This window comes from Robertmurraya korlensis NBRC 107688, from assembly GCF_001591645.1.
Taxonomy (GTDB): Bacteria; Bacillota; Bacilli; order Bacillales; family Cytobacillaceae; genus Robertmurraya_A.
This window is the reverse complement of record NZ_BCVH01000006.1, coordinates 149261-169139: the sequence shown is the minus strand read 5'-3', so window position 1 is coordinate 169139 and position 19879 is coordinate 149261. Positions and strand designations below refer to the sequence as shown.

The window sequence follows — 19879 nt, the reverse complement described above, 5'->3', positions numbered from 1 at the left end:
AGCTCCTTGGAGTTATACGTATTTCATTATTGTTTCTGCAATATTATCAACGTTTTTGACTTCATCTACTAACTTCGTTGCAATTGCTGCTTTCGGCATTCCAAAAACAATAGATGTTTCTTCTGATTCCGCAATAGCAACTACATTTCCTGACTCTTTTAGCTTAATTAGTCCCTTTGTACCATCTGAACCCATCCCCGTCATAATAACGGAAATCTTTGCATAATGGGATAGCTCACTGCAAGACTCAAACATTACATCTACAGCCGGACGATGGCCGTTTCTTGGTGGGGACTGATCTAATAGAATGGATAAGCTTGCTCCTACACATTTGAGTTTCAAATGATATCCACCTGGGGCAATGTATACTGTTCCTTTTTTGATAATGTCGCCTTCTTCTGCTTCCTTAACATGAACCGCTGAAAGTGAATCTAATCTAACCGCTAGACTTTTCGTAAATCCGGCTGGCATGTGCTGTACTACTAACACGGGTGCATCAATCGTCTTTGGAAGTTTCGTAATCACCTGTTGTAGTGCACGGGGTCCACCAGTCGATGTACCTATACAAACTAGTTTATCTCCTGACAAAGCATTAGAATGATCCTTTTTACTTGGTTCTATTCTACTATAATTAATGTGCTTTTTTACAGTGTTTTTTTCCTGACTATCCGTTTTCACAAGCTGCTTAATATTGGCTTTACTCGCTGAAACAACCTTCTCTACCAACTCTTCCTTCACTTTATGAAGGTCCAATGAAATAGCGCCTGATGGTTTGGTAATAAAATCAGTTGCTCCATACTGAATCGCAAGAATCGTATTCTCTGCTCCCTGCTTTGTTGTACTAGAGAGCATCACTACTGGGGTTGGTTTCTCAGCCATGATGCGTTTTAATGCCTCTATCCCATTTAATATCGGCATTTCAACGTCCAATGTTACTACATCTGGCTCAAGTTCTATTACTTTTTTTATTGCGTCTTCACCATTTCTCGCTGTGCCAACGATAGTCATTCTTGGATCCTCGGTTAAAAAGTCTTGAATGAGCTTTCTCATAAATGCCGAATCATCCACAATAAGCACTTTTATCTTGCTCATAAAAAAGCACTACCTTTCAAACAAAAATCGCTTTAATTTTGATACAAAATGATTCTTAGGCTTTTCAGAAATTGATTCAAATTGTCTTTCCTCAAAACGCCTCGTCATTTGTTGTAACGCTTTAGCAGCTGGTGCCTTCTCGTTAAAAATAAATGGCGTTTGTTGCGTTACCGCTTGATGGACCGAGCGGTCATCCGGTATCATCCCAAATTCAATAATATCCCGGTTTAAAAATTTATTTACCACGGTTCGTAACCGTTTAAATGTTTCCTTGCCTTCTTTGTCAGAATGTATTCTGTTGACGATAAGCAAAAATGGCAGACTCGAATCATGCATATGAATATGCTTCATCATCGCGTATGCATCTGTAATTGACGTTGGCTCTGGTGTCGTTACCACTAGAACTTCATCAACCGAGAGGATAAAGTGAACGGTTTCTTTTGTGGCACCTGCCCCCATGTCAAAAAGGATGTATTCGTAGTCCGAAAGAAGATCCGATAAATCCTCTGTAAACTTCAAGTGAACGGACTTGTCCATATTAACAAAATGAGTTAAACCTGTTCCACCAGCAATATAATTCAATCCATGTGGTCCCGTAGACACAATTTCGTTTAACACTCTTCGTCCTTCAAAATAGTCCACGATTGAATAAGATGCAGACTGCCCAATGAGAATATCAATATTTCCCATACCAACATCCATGTCAAAAAGGAGGACTTTGTATCCTCGGCTTGCTAAAGAAATTGAAAAGTTTAAAGAGAAATTTGATTTCCCCACACCACCCTTGCCACTAACAACGGCCAGTGTTTTTGGGGATGACTTTCCATTCATTTGTTGTATTCTCTGTCTTAACATCTCTGCTTGATCTTTCATGGCTTATTCGACCCCAAGTATAAAATTCGTTACTTGCTCACGATTGACTGATATCATATCGTCCGGTACATTTTGACCGTTTGTAATGTAGGCCACACCGAGATGACTAGTTTTCATCATATGGAGCATGGCACCATATGTAGATGTTTCATCGGCTTTTGTAAAAATAAACTTATTAATTTTTATTAACGAAAATTGTTCATAAATATCCATCATGTCTCTTTGTTTTGCCGTTAAAGCTAACACCAGATAGGTTTCCATGTCCTGTTCAAAATCCACGATTTTCTTTAGGTCCTCAACATACTGTTGATTTCGAAAGTTTCTGCCTGCTGTATCAATTAAAACGATATCGTAATCCTTAAATGCTTCACAAGCTTGTTTATAATCCTCTAAGCTATAGCAAACCTCTAATGGAACATTTAATATTTTGGCATATGTTTTTAATTGGTCAATGGCGGCAATTCGGTACGTATCGGTAGTGATTAACGCTACCTTTTTTTTATACTTCAAGGTACACTCGGCAGCAATTTTGGCTAACGTAGTTGTCTTTCCAACACCCGTTGGTCCGACGAGATTTATATATTTTTTTGTAAAACTAATGCCACCAAATGAAAGAGTACTTAATCGATCATATAATTCTTGGCGCAACCATTTGTTTACTTCTCTTTCGCTAACACCTGTACCATTTGAATACCACTTTTGAAGGAGGGACGAAATGAGTTCGTCTCTCATCTCCTTTGGAACTTCCTGATCCAGCAAGCGTTGCCCACACTTCTGGATTGGCTCAGGAAGCGGGAGATCCGTTTGTTTCTCTGTTGCTGCTAGTAGCATTTTCTTTAAACCAGCAATTTCTGCTAGCATATCTCCGTCACGCTCTTTAGTACCTTTTTGATTTGCTTCTTTTGGTATAGGAGTTGCATTAGACATGTCAGCATTCCTAGTAGGTGCTGGAACGACTTCTTTCTCTTCCGTAGTCGTTAGCGGCTTTACAATAGGTTTTACCTTAACCTTTGGCTGTTCAAATTGCATCCTTCTTTCGGCTTGAACAACCTCATCCATGGCTGCAATCACTTCAATACTTTCTTTCTTGAAAAACCCAAGGAATCCTCCAGTTGTAACAATCTTTGAATTCAATATAACTGCATCGGTACCAAGCTCCGCTCGAATTTGTTTCATTGCCTCTGGCATCGTAGGAGCTACGTATTTTTTTACCTTCAATCTATATTCACCACCCCAACGCTTTGTACTTCTACATTCGCTTCAAGCTCATTGTATGAGAGAATCGGTATCTGTGGAAAATAACGTTCTGTTAACTGTCTAACATACATCCTTACTGCCGGTGAACATAAAACAATAGGTGTTTGCTCCATAATAGATAACTGTTCTACCTGAGTAGCTAACGATTCTAAAATAGATTGTGACACAGCAGGATCAAGAGCTAAGTAGTTCCCATGTTCGGTTTGTTGTATGTTATCAACAATCACTTTTTCAATTTTCCCTGAAACAGTTACCACTCGAATGGTTTGACCACCGGCACGATATTGATTGGTAATTTGTCGTGCAAGCGCCTGTCGAACGTATTCAGCAAGCAGATCTGTATCGGTAGTTACCTTTCCAAAATCAGCGAGTGTTTCAAATATAATCGGTAAGTTTCTAACAGATACACTTTCACGAAGAAGCTTGCCAAGTACTTTTTGAATTTCACCGACTGTTAGTGGATTAGGTGTCACCTCTTCTACCAAGATTGGATAGCTTTCTTTTAAATGATCAATTAACTGCTTCGTTTCTTGACGACCCAGTAACTCATGTGCGTTATTTTTTATTACTTCCGTAATATGGGTAGAGACAACAGAAGGTGGATCGACGACAGTATATCCGAAAATTTCCGCTTGTTCTTTTACTTCTTCAGTAATCCATTTAGCTGGCAAACCAAATGAAGGCTCTACTGTATCTATTCCCTCAATGCTATCATCATCGATACCAGGGCTCATCGCTAAGTAGTGATCCAATAACAACTCACCTCTTGCCATTTCGCTGCCCTTAATCTTTAGACGGTATTCATTGGGCTGAAGCTGAATATTGTCACGGATACGAACAACAGGGATAACTAAACCAAGCTCAATTGCCAACTGTCTACGAATCATGACAATCCGATCAAGTAAATCCCCGCCCTGATTAGAATCCGCCAGAGGAATGAGCCCGTAACCAAATTCAAATTCAATCGGATCCACATTAAGTAGACTGACCACACTTTCTGGCTTTTTCATTTCATCCGTCTGGATTTCTTCTTCCATTTCTTGAATCTCTGTTATATCTTGCTTTGGAACTCTAGAGAACATGTATCCACCAAATATAATAAGACCCGCAATGGGAATGGTTAATATATCTTCTATCGGCGTAAATAGACCAAGTATGAAGATAGTTCCACCGGTAATATATAGCATTTTTGGATAGGCCATTAATTGACCTGTGATATCTGTTCCTAAGTTCCCATCTGACGCAGCACGTGTAACGACAATACCTGTTGCTGTTGAAATTAATAACGCAGGCAGCTGACTAACAATTCCATCCCCTACTGTAAGTAAAGAAAACTGTTTTGCCGCATCAGCAATTGGTAATCCAAGCTGTGTCACTCCGACAACTATTCCGAAAATCAAGTTGATCATTACGATAATAATCCCGGCAATGGCATCTCCCTTTACAAACTTACTTGCTCCATCCATCGCCCCATAAAAATCAGCTTCTCTACTAACCTTCTCACGACGATCTTTTGCTTCATGCTCAGATATCATTCCTGCATTTAAGTCTGCATCTATACTCATTTGCTTACCTGGCATAGCATCAAGAGTAAATCTTGCTGCCACTTCAGATACACGCTCTGAACCTTTAGTAATAACAACGAATTGAATAATAACAAGAATAATAAATACAACAATCCCAACAACTACATTTCCACCAACAACGAAACTTCCAAATGTTTCAACTACTCCACCTGCTTCCCCATGTGTAAGGATTGCCCTTGTAGTTGAGACATTAAGCCCCAATCGATAAAGAGTTAACAATAACAACAAAGATGGGAAAACAGAAAATTGTAGAGGTTCCCTCATATTCATACTATTTAGCAGCACAAGAAGGGCAAGTGAAATATTTAGCATAATTAAAATGCTTAATAGCCATGTTGGGAAAGGGATAATGAGCATCGCGACAATTAAAATTACGCCTACTACTACCGATAAATCTCGTCCAGACATCACTATCTCTCCTCAAGTAATACATTAATATCTTTATATCTTTTGCTTTGTTTTATAAACAAATGCTAGAATTTCTGCTACTGCCTTAAAAAACTCCTCTGGAATTGCTTCTCCAATTTCGGCTTGACTGTACAACGCTCTAGCTAACGGACGGTTTTCCATCATAACAACATCGTGCTCTTTTGCAATCAATTTAATTTTTTGAGCCATAAAATCTACACCCTTGGCAACAACAAAAGGGGCATCCTGCTTTGATTCATCATATTTTAAGCAAATAGCATAATGGGTCGGATTCGTAATAACAACATCCGCCGTTGGAACGTCCTGCATCATTCTTCGCATCGCCATTTCACGTTGCTTCTGCTTAATTTTCCCTTTTATTTCAGGATTCCCTTCGATGTTCTTGTACTCATCCTTTATATCCTGCTTAGACATACGAATCTTTTTTTCAAAATCGTATTTTTGATACATATAGTCAAGAATGGAAAGAAATAAAAGCGCTGCTGAAGCAATTAGTCCCATCTGCACAGTTAGGCCCGCTAACGTAACCATAGATGTGCCAACGGACTTTTGTGACAGAATTAATATGTCTTCCTTCCTACTCCAAAGTACAGCAAAGGTCACTCCGCCAACAAAGCTAATTTTCAACATCGACTTTAGTAGCTCTACAATCGCACGCATCGAAAAGATATTCTTTGCTCCCTTGATCGGATCAAGCTTTTCAAGCTTCGGCTGAATTGCTTCTGTTGAGAAAAGAAAGCCAAATTGGGCAAAATTAGACACTACTCCTGCGACCATGGCAACAGCCATGATAGGGGCTAAAATTAGAATCATTTCACTCAGGATTTCAAGAAACATTACTTGAATATTGTCTTCAGTTAACTCTAACTTCATATATTCTTGAAAGGAATGTTGGAATAAACGAAAAATAACATCCTTTAAATAACCACCTGCAAAGAAAAGGAATAAAAAAACAGCCAGTAAGACAACCGCTGTATTTACGTCCTGACTTTTGGCAACCTGCCCTTTCTTACGAGACTCCTGTCGTTTCTTCGGGGTAGCTTTTTCCGTTTTTTCCCCTGAAAAAAACTGTAAATCTAAACGTAGGGTTTTCAAGCTACCGCCCCCCCATCAATTCCATTAACCCTCTCATCGTTGTGAGCATCAATTCAAATAGTGTTGCAACAGCGCCCATTAATATACTCATTACAGCAATAAGGACGATAAAACCAACTCCTAGTTTTAAAGGGAGACCGACAACAAAAATATTTAGCTGTGGTACTGTCCTCGCAACAATACCCAAGGCAACGTCGACCAAAAATAGACTTCCTACAATGGGTATTGATAATTGAAGGGCCACTCCAAACATTTTTGAAATCGAAGTGAGAATATAATTAGGTATGCTTCCATCTCCTAATGGTATCCACGCTTGTTCCATAGGAATGAATTGATAACTAAAATAAATTCCATCTAGTAATAAGTGATGTCCATTTAAAGCCAATAAAAAGAACAAGGATATCGTATATAAATACTGCCCCATTAATGGACTCTGCGTTCCTGTCTGAGGATCAATAACGTTTGCTATTGCTAAACCCATTTGAAAATCAATAAAACCACCCGCTATTTGAATGGCAGCCATAATGACATAAGCAATAAACCCTAACATAATGCCAATTAATGCCTCTTTAATAATTAATAAAAAGTAAGCACCGTTTATTTCTAAAACCGGTGCATCAAACGTAAAAATCATAATCCATGACAAGAAAAAGCCAAGTCCGATCTTATGAGTAGTCGGAATGGACCGATAGGAAAATAATGGCATTAATAAAAAAAAGGATGTAACTCGTACAAATACTAATAAAAATGCAGGAAACGTAGGTAGAAAATCAATCATAGCTTATCCCACATACCTTGTTAAATTAGTGAAAATTTCATTTGCATAGGATAGCATATGACTAAGCATCCAAGGTCCAAAAAACACAATACCCAGCAAAACGGCAACAATTTTTGGCACGAACGCAAGCGTTTGTTCTTGAATTTGTGTTGTCGCCTGAAATATACTTACGATCAAACCTACGATTAAAGCCAGAGCTAGTAAGGGACCACAAACCATTATGACCATCCATATCCCCTGTTCAGCAATGGTAATTACACTATCTGGAGTCAAATCCAATCACCTTCTTAGAAGCTATCTAGTAGTGATTTAACCACTAAGTACCAACCGTCTACTAAAACAAATAGCAAAATTTTAAATGGCAAAGAAATCATAACCGGCGGAAGCATCATCATTCCCATGGACATTAACACACTTGCAACGATCATATCGATAACTAGAAATGGAATAAAAACCATAAACCCGATCTGAAACGCTGTCTTTATCTCACTAATAGCAAACGCTGGTACAAGTGTTGTTAGAGGAATATCAGCCACCGTTTCTGGTCGCTCAGCCTTTGAATATTCTAGAAAAAGAGCAAGATCTTTTTGCCTTGTATGTGCACTCATAAACTCTTTTAATGGTAAGGAAGCTCTTGAATAAGCCTCTTCAAGATTAATTTCCTCATTAAATAATGGTGTTAATGCTTGATCGTTAACTTCTTGAAAAGTTGGGGCCATAATAAAAAAGCTTAAAAATAAGGCTAATCCAATTAATACTTGATTCGGTGGCATTTGTTGCGTAGCAAGCGCCGTTCTGACAAAGGAAAGAACGATTACAATTCGGACAAAGGAAGTCATCAGAACCAAAATACTAGGAGCCAAAGAAAGAACCGTAAGCATTAACAGTAGCCTTACTGAGGTAGACACATTTTCAGGATCGCTGCCGTTAAAAAACTCCATAAATTCATTCATCGCTTGTCTGACCCTTTCTTTTCCATTTCATCAAGAAGCTTTTTCCTCCCTTTAGAGAGTTCCTCAAGCTGAGCTTTTAACGTAGAAGAAAATGATGATGCTTCTTCCCCTTTATTACTTTGTTTCATATTTCGCGTTCTTTCAATTAGCTTTGTCACAATATCGCTTGGTTGAACAAGCTGGTCCATACGATCATTATAATCATCAATCATTTGACGAGCTTCTTCTTCATCATCAATTTCCTTTAGGAGTTTCACATCTTCTCCTACTCCAACTACTAACACCCGCTTGCCTATTTTCACGATTTGAATGGAACGATTTGTTCCTAACGCTGTCCCTCCTAAATTCTCTACAATTTGATTACTAGAGAAGGAACGACTTCTTTTATTGATAAATTTTAAAACAGCATACAATAATCCAATGACAAAAATAGAAGCAAATATCATTTTTAAGAAGTCCCAGAATGTCAGCCCAACACCTGCTGTTTTCTCATTACTATCAGTCGCTGTTTCTCCATTTTTATCTGTTTCTTTTAATTGATCCTCACTACATTTGCTTTCGTCCTCTAAGCAGTCCTTAATACTGTTAAATTGCTCTGCTAAGGCCCCATGACTGGAGCCTAGCAAAGCAATTAGTACTAGAAGCAACACTTTGAAGAATAACTTCCCTTTTTGCAATGCGCTGCACCTCTAAATTTTATTATTAGCCAAGTGTTTTTGAGATAGCTTCAATTACACGATCCGCTTGGAAAGGTTTTACGATAAAATCTTTTGCTCCTGCTTGAATAGCATCAATAACCATTGCTTGCTGCCCCATTGCAGAACACATTATGACCTTTGCATTTGGATTAATCTTTTTAATTTCCTTTAATGCCGTAATTCCATCCATTTCTGGCATCGTGATATCCATTGTCACTAGGTCAGGACTTGTCTCTTTGTATTTTTCAACTGCTTGAGCTCCATCAGCTGCTTCTCCCACAACTTCATATCCATTTTTCGATAGTATGTCCTTTATCATCATTCGCATAAATGCAGCATCGTCAACAATAAGAATTTTATGTGCCATGAAAATATTACCCCCAGAAGATTATCTTAATTTTTTGATTCGATCACTCTGACTAATGATGTCTGTTACGCGAACACCAAAGTTTTCATCAATTACAACAACCTCACCTTTTGCAATCAGGCGATTATTTACAAGAATATCCACTGGTTCACCAGCTAGTTTGTCCAATTCAATAATCGAACCTGCAGATAATTCTAGAATTTCTTTTACCGAGCGTCTTGTTCTACCAAGCTCAACCGTAACCTGAAGAGGAATATCTAATAACATATCAAGGTTTTTAGACTCTGTTTGCTGAAGCGGCGGATACTGTTCAAAGCTTGAAAAACTTGCTGGCTGTACATTCGGTTGTGTACCCATTGCTCCATAAGGTGACCCAAAATGCTGTGGTCCTTGTGGTGGATACGCCTGGCTTGGTGGAGCTTGATAGTAGCCAGGAGGTGGTACTTGACCCCATTGATCTTGATGTGGATGGGTCTGAATAGGTGGTTGCATTTGCCCACCATATCCTCCTTGAATTGGAGGTTGAGGTGATGCACTAGGTACCGACATAGGTTCAGGTAGGTCATTAGCCCCAGGAGTGCTCGTATCCTCTATTTTACCTGATTCTTTTTCCTTTGTGGGACTTGGATTTAATAATTCTTCCACTAGTCCTTTTGCAAATTCTAATGGTACCAATTGCATAATGCTAGAATCAATCAATTCGCCCACTTTTAATCGAAAGGATATCTTTACAAGCATATCATCGTTTGGAAGTCTGTCTGTCCCTTCCCCTTCTAACACATTTAAAATGTCGATGGAAGGCGGTGAGATATCTACCTTTTTACTAAAAATAGTCGACATCGATGTGGCTGAAGATCCCATCATCTGATTCATTGCTTCTTGAACAGCACTCAACTGAATTTCTCCCATTAGATCAGCTGGCTGTATTCCGTCTCCCCCTAACATTAAATCAGCAATGATCGCTGCATCTGACTGTTGAATAACAAGTAGATTGGTTCCGGAAAATCCTTCTGTATAACTTACTTGTATCGCAACATATGGTTGTGGGAATTCTTCTTCCAGTCTATTCTTTGGTATAACAACCACAGTAGGTGTTGTAATATCTACTTTTTGGTTTAGAAGCGTTGATAGTGCCGTTGCTGAACTACCAAACGAAATATTACCAATTTCCCCGAGAGCATCTTGTTCCATCGAAGAAAGATAATCTTCCACATTAATGACTTCTTCAGCTTCGCTAGCCGGTTCATCTGTTCCTCTTAGAAGAGCATCTATTTCATCTTGTGAAAGCATGCCATCACTCACCATCATCGTCTCCTCCCTTCAATGTCTCTAGTACTTGAACTGCAAGTTTTTTATTTACTTTTCCTGGTTGAGCCAAGAATTTAGGTATATCTCCAACCTTGATTGTTAATGCACCATCAATTGCTTGATTCAACTCAATCACGTCACCTACATCTAACATAAGGAAATCTTGAATGGAAATTTCCGAATGTCCAAGCTCTGCTGAGATAGGAACTGTAGCAGTTTGTATTCTTTTCTCTAATTGAGCGATCTCCTGCGGTTCTCTATCCTTCTTCTCTGTTTGCATCCAATAGTGGACAGAAAGCTTAGGAATGATTGGTTCTAACACAACATGTGGAATACATATATTGATCATTCCCGTTGTTTCACCAATCACGGTATTAAGAGAAATAACGACAACTGTTTCATTCGGAGATACCATTTGCAGAAATTGAGGATTGACCTCAAAGCCAGCTAAATAAGGGTCGATCTCTGAAATGGTTGACCAAGCTTCCTGTAGGTTCTCAAATGATTTTTCAAACGTATTGGACATGATCTTTGTCTCAATTTCCGTTAGGTTTTCTACTTTATTAATGCTGGAGCCCCTACCACCCATAAGGCGGTCTAACATTGCATAGGCAATATTGGGATTTATCTCCATTAAAATTCTTCCTTCAAGTGGTGGAACCTCGAAAACGTTTAAGATCGTCATTTTCGGAATAGAGCGAATGAACTCCTCATATGGAATCTGGTCTGCTGATGCTACAGAAATTTGTACGTACGTACGCAATTGAGCTGAGAAGTAGGTGGTTAATAAACGAGCAAAATTTTCATGTATTCTCGTTAAACTCCGGATTTGATCTTTCGAGAATCTGAGTGCTCTTTTAAAGTCATACACACGAACTTTCTTCTCAGATTGTTCCTTTTTTAACTCATCCGCATCCATTTCCCCCGTTGACAGTGCCGATAGAAGAGCATCTATTTCATTTTGTGAGAGTACTTCACCTGACAAATTTCCTCACCTCCGTTCTTCCTCTCTAAGGTTGCAATCTTACTGGAGGAGAGATTCAGTAATATAGACATTTTCAATTTTTCCTTCTTGCATGACTTCAGAAATCTTAGCCTTTAAATCATTTTCCAGCTTTTGCTGAGCTTCTTTCCCTTTTAATTCTTCAGCTGTTTTTTCTGATAGTTCTAAAATAATGATATTTTTTACTTGAAAATCTCTTTTTTCTAATTCTTCTTTAGCTTTTACACTATCTGTTTGAATTTTGAATGAGATACGAATAAAGTCATTACTTGCAAGATTTGCTGTCATTTGTGGAATATCGACCGATGCTTCTAACACTTCATCAATGGTTAATTCCTTTTCCTTATCTTCCCCAGTTACCTTAAGAATCACTACAACTGCTATGGCACCAACAAGTGTAATTGCCACTAGCAAGATTGCCATAATCATGACTAGCTTATTTTTCTTCATTTTCTTTATCCTCCACCTGAAGCCGTCCTAAAAGGTTGACAGATTGGTAAAATCTCTGGATTGCTTCATAAACTTGATCCTCTGCCTCTTTTACGACGTATTTCCGCCCATTTGAAAGGGTGATGGTCGTATCGGGAAAGGATTCGATTGTCTCAATATAAACAGCATTTAACATGAATGACTTGCCATTTAAACGGGTTACTTTAATCACGGCTATTATTAGGGCTGAGAAAAAACTCAACCCTATCCCTCCCTTAGCTTATCGTTTTAAGTTTACAAGCTCTTGTAAGATTTCGTCTGATGTAGTAATAATACGGGTATTTGCTTGGAAACCTCTTTGAGCAGAGATCATTTCAGTAAATTCTTCAGATAAATCAACGTTTGACATTTCTAATGTTCCAGCAGCGATAGAACCTCTGCCTTCACCTGCTACATTTATATTAGCCACACCTGAGTTAATGGACTCTTGAAAAAGGTTTCCTCCAGCCTTTGTTAAACCTGATGAGTTACTGAATTTAGCTAGTGCAAGAACACCTAGAGTTCTTACTAAACCGTTTGAGTATACCCCATTAATTTCACCAAGAGAACCGATGTTAAAGCTTTCCAGTGACCCTTCTGTGTTTCCGTTAGGGTTAACTAGTGCGCTAGTTGAGCCTGCTACTTGTGTTAATTGTGAGAAATCAAGGTTAACATTGTTAATAGTTGTTGTGCCAATTGTAATATTGGTCTGTGCTGTAGCTGGAACAGGGTTTCCTGTACCAAAATTAAGTGTTGTAGTAGGTGTGTCAAACGATCCGTCTGGCAATTGAGCTGGTTTGTTGACATACACACCCCACTGATTATCGCCTGTCTTTGCAAAATGAACATCGATTCTGTGCGCTTGTCCTGTATTATCTACTACTTGAACTTGCTGTGTAAACGGTGTACCATTGCTAACTGAGTTACTAGCTAAGTTACCTGAAATCCCGATATTGCTGGTAGTAACTGGTGGTAATACAGCATTTACGTTAACAGCCACATCACCAATCTGATTCGTAGCGTTTCCGTTTGCATCAACTGTGAATGCTTGTACTTTGTAGCCATCTCCATTTACTAGCGTTCCATTATCATCTAGATAAAAGTTTCCAGCTCTTGTATAGAACTGTGCATCTCCTTGATTTACCATAAAGTAGCCATCACCTGAGATCGCTAAGTCAAGTGAGCGACCTGTTGTTTGTAAGCTTGATTGTGTATGAATGGTATCAATCGTTGCTAGTGTTGATCCTAGACCAACCTGTAATGGGTTTTTCCCTCCACGGTTATCTTGTGCTGCACTCGCACCAGAGATCGTTTGATTCATAGTATCTTTAAATGTAACACGACCTTTTTTGAAGCCATACGTATTTACGTTTGCAATATTGTTACCAATAACATCTAACTTAGTTTGGAAGTTCTTCATCCCACTAATTCCTGAATACATTGAACGTAGCATTTATGTCGTTTCCCCTTTCATAGTAAGCTACTTCTATCGGTCCGTAGCTTTATGGCCTCCATACAGGTCCAGCCAAATGAATTTATTCTAAAACAATCGTTCCATTGATATTTGTAAAAATTTGTGCAGTTGCTTCCTGCCGATCCATAGCCGTTATCACTGTATTATTCTTTGCACTGATAATAAGGGCTGCATCCTGTAACAATACGAGCGAATCTTTGACACCCATTTTCTTCGCTTCATTTACTTTCTCTTGAATTTGACCCCACTTGGCCTCATCGATTTGAATTCCCCTTTGGGACATTCGTTCTTTTGCATGTTTACTTAACGTTAGTTTTTCTGGTTGTAATGCTTTCTGTAAATGCTGAGAGAAAGAGTCCGTGCTCGTAGGTTTAGATGTAACCGATCTTAGTGGATGGTTACTAATCGGCTGCGAATGAATCGGTCTAAACATAGACTTGTCCATTCAAACCATTCCTTTACGCTTCTATTTTTGTAATACTTGTGCTTGACACACTCTCTCCATTTTCTAGCTGAAATAAGGATTTTCCGTCTTTAAAGGAAACTGATGATACCTTCGCTTGCTTCACTTCATTGTTTTCAGAAGAATACGTGACTGTTTTCCCAATCATCATACTTGCTTGTAATAACATCGTGTCGCCTTTTGTATCATTGATTTGTGAAATGTTACCTGAAGTTAGGCTTGTTCCGTCCTCTAACAAGAAGGTAGCTACTCCATCAGTGAATTTTAAAGATGCAATTTTTCCAGTACCTTGTTCGATAACTGAATTTCCATCCTCTGATTCAGTAAGCTTATGCCAACTAACCTCTTTTCCAATGAATTGGCTGTATGAAATTAACTGGTTTTGTTCTTGCGCAGAAACTAGTGATTCAATAGATTTGTTCATATTCGTCATTTGTTCTAGGCTAGTAAATGTAGCCATTTGAGCAATAAAGTCCTTATCCTGCATAGGGTTTAAAGGGTCTTGATTTTGCAACTGAGTCATTAATATTTTTAAAAAGTCATCTTTTCCTAACGAATCTGAACCAGTTTTACGCTGACTAGTTTGATAGTTTGATAGTAAAAGCGACGAATTTATCGTATTTGCCATTTGTTTCACCTACGCTTCCGTATTTAAGAGGGCTTCTTCAAAGGATGCAGTAAAATCTTGATCAGATGTCTGCTCTTCTTTTCGTTCCGCTTGTTCCTTCCTCGTTTGTTCTTGCTCGCCATCACGGTTTAAGAATCTTTCTTGACCGGATGAAGCTTGAGAGATCTCGACTCGTTCAACCTGAATATTTTGAGAGTTAAAGGCTTGTTTCAAATGGTTTAGTTGTCCTTCTATTGCTTCCTTTGCCGCATGCGTGGATGTGACAATTTTCGCAACCATGACAGAATCCTGTTGAATAATCTCAATTCGTAAGGAACCTAGATGACCTGGATTTAACTGTAGGAATAATCTTTGGACGCCATTTACGTTTGAAAATTGACTTCTAGCTAAGATACTTTCAAATTGCTTAATTAACTGTTCCGTTTGGACTTGCTTTGTTCCACTCGAAAAAGTTAGCGTCAATTGTTCCGGTCTTGACATCTGCATAAATTGAACAGAACCAGAGATCATATCTGTTTTTGACGATGTCGTACTCGTTAATTCTTCCTTTGCAGAGGTATTTGTAATAATACCTGAAAAAGTTTGTTTTAAAAAAGCTAGTCTTGACGCAGCTTGGTCACTTTTTAACGTGTTTCCCTCAAGGATGCTTGTTAGCTTTGCACTTAAAGTCTTAAAATCAAATTTGGAAGATTCTTCATTTAAAGAGTCTTGATTTTTCACCATTAATTCATAAAGCTTTGCTGACTTTATTAGTTTTAACGAGTCCTTATCTAGAACATTATGGAGCTGACTCTCTGTTAAATTACTCATTTTCTCTATGACCTGAAGGAGCTTAGCTAAATCACTTTGACCTTCTCCACCTTCAATTTGCAGCTTCTCCATTGCGTTAGACAACAGATTTTGCAATTGGATATGACTCATTCCTAAGTAGTTCTCAATCATCGTAAGTAAATCTTCATTACTATTAGAAATCAATTGATCTAGTAGCTGTAAACCCTCTTCCACATCTAAGAGATCATCCTTAGATAACAAGGCTAGAAGATCTTTTACATCTGTAGCAGTAATTTCCGCAGTCTCTTTATCATTCGATGTCGCTTCTACAGGAGCCGTTACTGATTGAAGAAGATTTGTAAAAGATGTTTTCTCCTGGCTCTTAGAAGTCTTGTTCAACTGTGAAGCTAGCTTTTGCGTGAAACCTAAGCTCTCAATTTGCATGCTTTCATTTTCACCTCCTTCTAGTGGCATCTTTATAACTACTCTTCATTACTCTCAGCTGTTAAAAGCTCAGTGTATTTCGCTGCATCCTCGGCTGTCATGTTCTCCATAATTCCAGCGAGTTGGTCAGATTTTATCGTTGTTAATATTTTTAATGCTTCTTGTTCATTCATAGCCGTAATAATTGGTGCTGCCTTTTTCGCAGACATCGTTTCATATGTTTTAATAATATCTTTAAACGCACGCTTGTTTTCCTCTTGAATAGCCAGTAGCTCATCAATTTGTTGCTGAAGTTGTTCTTTTTCTAGATTGGTCCGCTCAACCTGAGCATCTTTTCCTTCAATTTCAGATTCTAGCTTTTCAATCTTTGCCTCTCGATCCTTTATCTCACCTTCTAATGTAATTACGCTCTTTTCCCACTCTTCCTCTGTTTGTGTTCCTTCTTCTGTAACTAGCGAGGAAACAAACGGAACCTGAGCAGCGAGTTCCTTGGACTTTTCAAACACATTTACACCAGCAAAGCTTAAAACGACTAGCGCAACTGTGACTAAAAACAAGAAGGGAATAAGAAAGACAAAAATGAACATTTGAAATTTATTCGATTTCTTCTCCACTATTTCTTCGATTTCCTTTGCCATTCTCTCACCTAACCTTCTCGATTCATGTACATTTGTATCGAGATATCGTCCATTTGTTTACCTTCAATTAATTTTCCATCCTCGGTAAATTTCAGGTAATCTTTTTCACGAATCTTTTCGTATTTCTTCACTTCTATATTTTTTTCCGTCAATTTTTCCTGAAAAAGCAGCATTCTGTTTCTTGCGTTGATAACCATCTTTTGATAGTGATCAATCATCTTTTCGATATTACTTATGAACTGTTGATGATGACGAATTTCTTGAATCGATAGTCCTCCGTGAAGCCTTTCAGACTGATATCCTTCAAGATCCTCTTTTCTTTTTAACAGCTCGTACAGCTTCTCTGCCACTTCTTCAAACTTCCGAACAGATTCTTGGTAGACAGAAACGGCTTCATCTTTTTCACGTTCTTTTACAGCGAGGATTTTATGAAACTTGAACTCATATCTCATTAGTAGTCACTTCTTCCAAGTAATTCATATAACGATTGGACACCTTCTTCAAAGGATACCTTTTCATCTGTTTCTTGCTTAATAAACGAAATAATTTTCGGATATGAAGCAATCGCGTCATCTATTTCTTTCGAAGAACCTCGTTTATAAGCACCAATATTTATTAAATCCTCCGAGTTAATATAGGTACTTAACAACTCTCGCAGTTTTTCAGCAGACTTTTTATGGGCTTCAGGTACGATATTGTTCATGATTCGACTTACGCTTTTTAACACATTGACTGCTGGGTACTGACCTTTATTCGCTAAAGAGCGATCAAGAACAAAGTGTCCGTCCAAAATCCCACGAACGGTATCGGCAATTGGCTCATTCATGTCATCGCCATCAACTAAAACCGTATAAAACGCCGTAATGGATCCATGCTCATTTGTTCCCGTTCTTTCTAACAATCTAGGTAGAATCGCAAAGACAGACGGAGTATAACCTTTCGTTGTAGGCGGCTCCCCAATGGCCAGCCCTATTTCACGCTGAGCCATAGCTACCCTAGTCACTGAGTCCATCATCATCATGACGTTTAGGCCACGATCGCGAAAATACTCTGCGATCGCAGTTGCTGTAAAAGCTCCCTTAATTCTCATTAGAGCTGGTTGATCAGACGTCGCGACAATAACAATTGATCTAGCCAAGCCTTCTGGACCTAGGTCCTTTTCTATAAATTCCCGAACCTCACGACCACGTTCACCAATTAATGCAATTACATTCAAATCAGCATTTGTATTACGCGCTATCATCCCAAGCAATGTACTTTTCCCTACACCACTTCCCGCAAATATACCCACACGTTGACCAATCCCAACGGTAAGAAGACTGTCAATTAATCGAACCCCTACTTCAACAGGCTCAGATATTGGTGGTCTTTTCATTGGATTAGGAGGATCCTGGTCTGTTCCAACCGATCCAAGCCCTTTTGGAAGCTGACTTCCGTCAAGAGGTTGGCCTAAAGAATCTAAAACGGAACCAATTAATGCAGGGCCGATTTTTACCTCCAGTGGCTTCAGTGTTGCCTCTACTAAACATCCGGGAGAGATTTCATTCAAACTTGTATAAGGCATTAGCAGGATATTCTCGTCCTTAAAACCTACAACCTCGGCTTGAATCTTCCGGTTGTTTTTGCCGATATGAATGTAACAAACATCTCCGATCGAGCTTTCTGGTCCTTGTGATTCTATCATTAGACCTACGACACGCTTGACTCTACCATAGCGCTTAAACGTTTTCATCTGATCAATTTGTCCCAACAAGTCGGCAGCTAGCATTCTATTCACTCTCCAATAGCTCGTAAAGCTTTCTTTTGATTTCATCAAGCTGTTGATCAACACTTGCATCAATACGACCATTTGCAGATTCAATAATGCAGCTTTGATCGGTTAGCTCACTATCAGGAAAAATATATAGTTCCGTCTCTTTTGGAAAGATTCGAAGTAAATCTTCCTTTTGGATAAGTAAAAACTCATAGTGTGTTGGATGAACATGCAGCTGAATTTCTCGATATTCTCGTGCTTCTTTTAATGCTTTTTTCACGATTGGTAAAAACTGTTCCGAATCTCCGGTAAGTGTATTAGCGATAATCTTTTCAGCTACCTTAAGGGAAAGAGAAAGAATGGTTCGTTCACTTGACTCGACCTTCTTCTCATAGTCATACTTTGACAAAGCAACCGTTTCCTTTGCTTGTTCGATGATGACGTGCGCTTCATTGTACCCTTGCTGCTTCCCTTCATCATGTCCTTGGTTAAAGCCTGCCGTTTGGGCTTGTTGTGCCATCGCTTGTAGCTCTAGCTGAAAAGATTGGCGTTCTTGTTCTATTTGCTCACGAATTTGAGCAGCAAACTCATGGGCTTCCTGAACGATTCTATTTGCTTCAATTTGTGCTGCAGCCAGAATTCGTTCTCTCTCCTGGTAACTTACCAATGAAGACTCTTCTTCAGTTTCGTCGGTTTGATTTTTGATTGCTTTAATCGAAATCACTTTGTTTTCGTTGGTAAATTCTTGTGGTACCCACGTTGATTTAATGAGCCTAGACAATGATATCGTCACCTCCGCCACGAGCAACCACGATTTCTCCTGCTTCCTCTAGGCGACGAATAATCGCAACAATTCTCGACTGTGCTTCCTCAACATCACGAAGGCGAACAGGTCCCATAAACTCCATTTCATCCTTAAAGCTTTCAACCATGCGTTTCGACATATTGCCAAACACGATATCCTTGACTTCGTCGCTTGATACCTTTAGTGACAGCTTAAGATCTTCATTATCACAATCACGAATAACCCTTTGAATCGCACGGCTATCAAGTGTAACAATATCTTCGAATACAAACATTCTCTTCTTAATTTCTTCAGCTAACTCGGGATCTTGAATTTCTAGAGCATCTAAAATCGTTCTCTCAGTTGCACGGTCCACTCCGTTTAACACTTCCACAACAGCCTCAATACCACCCGTTTGTGTGTAGTCCTGTGTCACAGAGGAAGACAGCTTTCGCTCTAAAATTTGCTCTACTTCATTAATAATCTCTGGAGATGTACTATCCATTACAGCAATTCTTCTTGCAATATCCGCCTGAACCTCCTGAGGAAGCTCTGATAAAATTTGACCCGCTTGAGCCGAATCTAAATATGATAAAATTAGTGCAATAGTTTGTGGATGCTCATTTTGAATAAAGTTAAAAATTTGACCTGGGTCTGCCTTTCTAGCAAAGTCAAAAGGTCGAACTTGAAGGGATGAGGTTAAACGGTTAATGATGACAGCTGCTTGTTCAGTTCCAAGCGCTTTTTCAAGAACCGTTTTTGCATACCCGATACCGCCTTGCGATATATAATCCTGCGCTAAAGCGATATTATGAAATTCCTCTAGAATCTCCTCTTTCGCAGTCGATTCTACTTTTTTAACCCCGGAGATTTCTAGCGTTAATTTTTCTATCTCTTCTTCACTTAAGTGCTTATATACTGATGCAGACACATCCGGCCCAAGTGAAATGAGAAGAATGGCTGCTTTTTGTTTACCTGTTAATTCCTTTTGATCTCTTTTTGCCATCTTCACTCACT

The 19879-nt window shown here is 38.9% G+C and carries 23 protein-coding genes; all 23 read right to left on the bottom strand.

What is annotated here, in order from left to right:
- Positions 1-12 precede the first annotated feature (12 nt).
- A complete protein-coding gene (locus tag BKO01S_RS11050; protein ID WP_066053319.1) occupies positions 13-1092 on the bottom strand; it encodes a protein-glutamate methylesterase/protein-glutamine glutaminase in 1080 nt (359 codons plus the stop codon).
- Between the two features lie 9 nt (positions 1093-1101).
- On the bottom strand, positions 1102-1965 hold the full coding sequence (locus BKO01S_RS11045) for a MinD/ParA family protein (RefSeq protein ID WP_066053316.1): 864 nt from the start codon (positions 1963-1965) through the stop codon (positions 1102-1104).
- 3 nt (positions 1966-1968) lie between these two features.
- The gene (gene flhF, locus BKO01S_RS11040) at positions 1969-3183 is read right to left on the bottom strand and encodes a flagellar biosynthesis GTPase FlhF (protein ID WP_066053313.1); all 1215 of its coding nucleotides are present in this window, start codon (positions 3181-3183) and stop codon (positions 1969-1971) included.
- Positions 3180-5216 carry a flagellar biosynthesis protein FlhA gene (flhA, locus tag BKO01S_RS11035; protein WP_066053310.1) on the bottom strand — a complete coding sequence of 679 codons (2037 nt, stop codon included), beginning with the start codon at positions 5214-5216 and terminating at the stop codon, positions 3180-3182. Before flhA ends, flhF begins: the two co-directional genes overlap by 4 nt.
- Before the next feature lie 33 nt (positions 5217-5249).
- The gene (gene flhB, locus BKO01S_RS11030; RefSeq protein WP_066053307.1) at positions 5250-6332 is read right to left on the bottom strand and encodes a flagellar biosynthesis protein FlhB; all 1083 of its coding nucleotides are present in this window, start codon (positions 6330-6332) and stop codon (positions 5250-5252) included.
- Between the two features lies 1 nt (position 6333).
- Entirely contained in the window at positions 6334-7110 is a 777-nt protein-coding gene (fliR, locus tag BKO01S_RS11025) for a flagellar biosynthetic protein FliR (protein ID WP_066053304.1), read from the bottom strand.
- A 3-nt stretch (positions 7111-7113) separates the two neighbouring features.
- Positions 7114-7383, bottom strand: a complete 270-nt coding sequence (gene fliQ, locus BKO01S_RS11020; RefSeq protein WP_066053300.1) for a flagellar biosynthesis protein FliQ — start codon at positions 7381-7383, stop codon at positions 7114-7116.
- A 14-nt stretch (positions 7384-7397) separates the two neighbouring features.
- Positions 7398-8063, bottom strand: a complete 666-nt coding sequence (gene fliP, locus BKO01S_RS11015) for a flagellar type III secretion system pore protein FliP (RefSeq protein WP_066053298.1) — start codon at positions 8061-8063, stop codon at positions 7398-7400.
- Positions 8060-8740: a flagellar biosynthetic protein FliO gene (locus BKO01S_RS11010; protein WP_066053293.1), complete on the bottom strand. Its 681-nt coding sequence runs from the start codon at positions 8738-8740 to the stop codon at positions 8060-8062. Before BKO01S_RS11010 ends, fliP begins: the two co-directional genes overlap by 4 nt.
- A gap of 25 nt (positions 8741-8765) precedes the next feature.
- Positions 8766-9128 carry a chemotaxis protein CheY gene (cheY, locus tag BKO01S_RS11005; RefSeq protein ID WP_066053291.1) on the bottom strand — a complete coding sequence of 121 codons (363 nt, stop codon included), beginning with the start codon at positions 9126-9128 and terminating at the stop codon, positions 8766-8768.
- 21 nt (positions 9129-9149) lie between these two features.
- On the bottom strand, positions 9150-10433 hold the full coding sequence (fliY, locus tag BKO01S_RS11000; RefSeq protein ID WP_066053289.1) for a flagellar motor switch phosphatase FliY: 1284 nt from the start codon (positions 10431-10433) through the stop codon (positions 9150-9152).
- On the bottom strand, positions 10423-11421 hold the full coding sequence (gene fliM, locus BKO01S_RS10995) for a flagellar motor switch protein FliM (RefSeq protein ID WP_066053286.1): 999 nt from the start codon (positions 11419-11421) through the stop codon (positions 10423-10425). Before fliM ends, fliY begins: the two co-directional genes overlap by 11 nt.
- A gap of 39 nt (positions 11422-11460) precedes the next feature.
- Entirely contained in the window at positions 11461-11889 is a 429-nt protein-coding gene (gene fliL / locus BKO01S_RS10990) for a flagellar basal body-associated protein FliL (RefSeq protein ID WP_066053285.1), read from the bottom strand.
- A complete protein-coding gene (locus BKO01S_RS10985; RefSeq protein ID WP_066053490.1) occupies positions 11876-12100 on the bottom strand; it encodes a flagellar FlbD family protein in 225 nt (74 codons plus the stop codon). Before BKO01S_RS10985 ends, fliL begins: the two co-directional genes overlap by 14 nt.
- Before the next feature lie 48 nt (positions 12101-12148).
- Complete coding sequence (locus BKO01S_RS10980; protein ID WP_066053283.1) at positions 12149-13360, bottom strand: flagellar hook protein FlgE; 1212 nt, start codon at positions 13358-13360, stop codon at positions 12149-12151.
- Positions 13361-13442: 82 nt separating this feature from the next.
- On the bottom strand, positions 13443-13826 hold the full coding sequence (locus tag BKO01S_RS10975; RefSeq protein ID WP_066053280.1) for a TIGR02530 family flagellar biosynthesis protein: 384 nt from the start codon (positions 13824-13826) through the stop codon (positions 13443-13445).
- A 13-nt stretch (positions 13827-13839) separates the two neighbouring features.
- Positions 13840-14472, bottom strand: a complete 633-nt coding sequence (flgD, locus tag BKO01S_RS10970; RefSeq protein ID WP_066053276.1) for a flagellar hook assembly protein FlgD — start codon at positions 14470-14472, stop codon at positions 13840-13842.
- A gap of 9 nt (positions 14473-14481) precedes the next feature.
- Positions 14482-15717: a flagellar hook-length control protein FliK gene (locus tag BKO01S_RS10965; RefSeq protein WP_066053272.1), complete on the bottom strand. Its 1236-nt coding sequence runs from the start codon at positions 15715-15717 to the stop codon at positions 14482-14484.
- An 8-nt stretch (positions 15718-15725) separates the two neighbouring features.
- Positions 15726-16325, bottom strand: a complete 600-nt coding sequence (locus BKO01S_RS10960) for a MotE family protein (protein WP_066053269.1) — start codon at positions 16323-16325, stop codon at positions 15726-15728.
- Positions 16326-16333: 8 nt separating this feature from the next.
- On the bottom strand, positions 16334-16777 hold the full coding sequence (gene fliJ, locus BKO01S_RS10955; RefSeq protein ID WP_066053264.1) for a flagellar export protein FliJ: 444 nt from the start codon (positions 16775-16777) through the stop codon (positions 16334-16336).
- Complete coding sequence (fliI, locus tag BKO01S_RS10950; protein WP_066053263.1) at positions 16777-18093, bottom strand: flagellar protein export ATPase FliI; 1317 nt, start codon at positions 18091-18093, stop codon at positions 16777-16779. The genes fliJ and fliI overlap by 1 nt, the downstream gene beginning before the upstream one ends.
- Before the next feature lies 1 nt (position 18094).
- On the bottom strand, positions 18095-18859 hold the full coding sequence (gene fliH / locus BKO01S_RS10945; protein WP_066053259.1) for a flagellar assembly protein FliH: 765 nt from the start codon (positions 18857-18859) through the stop codon (positions 18095-18097).
- Positions 18852-19868 (bottom strand): flagellar motor switch protein FliG, encoded by a 1017-nt coding sequence (fliG, locus tag BKO01S_RS10940; protein ID WP_066053257.1) that lies wholly within the window; start codon positions 19866-19868, stop codon positions 18852-18854. Before fliG ends, fliH begins: the two co-directional genes overlap by 8 nt.
- Positions 19869-19879 lie beyond the last annotated feature (11 nt).

Excerpts from the sequence above, each read along its gene's own strand:
- fliR (WP_066053304.1), bottom strand. The coding sequence starts at position 7,110 with ATGATTGATTTTCTACCTACGTTTCCTGCATTTTTATTAGTATTTGTA.
- fliI (WP_066053263.1), bottom strand. The coding sequence starts at position 18,093 with ATGCTAGCTGCCGACTTGTTGGGACAAATTGATCAGATGAAAACGTTT.
- flhA (WP_066053310.1), bottom strand. The coding sequence starts at position 5,216 with ATGTCTGGACGAGATTTATCGGTAGTAGTAGGCGTAATTTTAATTGTC.
- fliJ (WP_066053264.1), bottom strand. The coding sequence starts at position 16,777 with ATGAGATATGAGTTCAAGTTTCATAAAATCCTCGCTGTAAAAGAACGT.
- BKO01S_RS10980 (WP_066053283.1), bottom strand. The coding sequence starts at position 13,360 with ATGCTACGTTCAATGTATTCAGGAATTAGTGGGATGAAGAACTTCCAA.
- BKO01S_RS10965 (WP_066053272.1), bottom strand. The coding sequence starts at position 15,717 with ATGCCACTAGAAGGAGGTGAAAATGAAAGCATGCAAATTGAGAGCTTA.
- BKO01S_RS11050 (WP_066053319.1), bottom strand. The coding sequence starts at position 1,092 with ATGAGCAAGATAAAAGTGCTTATTGTGGATGATTCGGCATTTATGAGA.
- BKO01S_RS10960 (WP_066053269.1), bottom strand. The coding sequence starts at position 16,325 with ATGGCAAAGGAAATCGAAGAAATAGTGGAGAAGAAATCGAATAAATTT.
- fliL (WP_066053285.1), bottom strand. The coding sequence starts at position 11,889 with ATGAAGAAAAATAAGCTAGTCATGATTATGGCAATCTTGCTAGTGGCA.
- BKO01S_RS11045 (WP_066053316.1), bottom strand. The coding sequence starts at position 1,965 with ATGAAAGATCAAGCAGAGATGTTAAGACAGAGAATACAACAAATGAAT.
- fliG (WP_066053257.1), bottom strand. The coding sequence starts at position 19,868 with ATGGCAAAAAGAGATCAAAAGGAATTAACAGGTAAACAAAAAGCAGCC.
- fliP (WP_066053298.1), bottom strand. The coding sequence starts at position 8,063 with ATGAATGAATTTATGGAGTTTTTTAACGGCAGCGATCCTGAAAATGTG.
- flgD (WP_066053276.1), bottom strand. The coding sequence starts at position 14,472 with ATGGCAAATACGATAAATTCGTCGCTTTTACTATCAAACTATCAAACT.
- fliY (WP_066053289.1), bottom strand. The coding sequence starts at position 10,433 with ATGGTGAGTGATGGCATGCTTTCACAAGATGAAATAGATGCTCTTCTA.
- cheY (WP_066053291.1), bottom strand. The coding sequence starts at position 9,128 with ATGGCACATAAAATTCTTATTGTTGACGATGCTGCATTTATGCGAATG.
- BKO01S_RS10975 (WP_066053280.1), bottom strand. The coding sequence starts at position 13,826 with ATGGACAAGTCTATGTTTAGACCGATTCATTCGCAGCCGATTAGTAAC.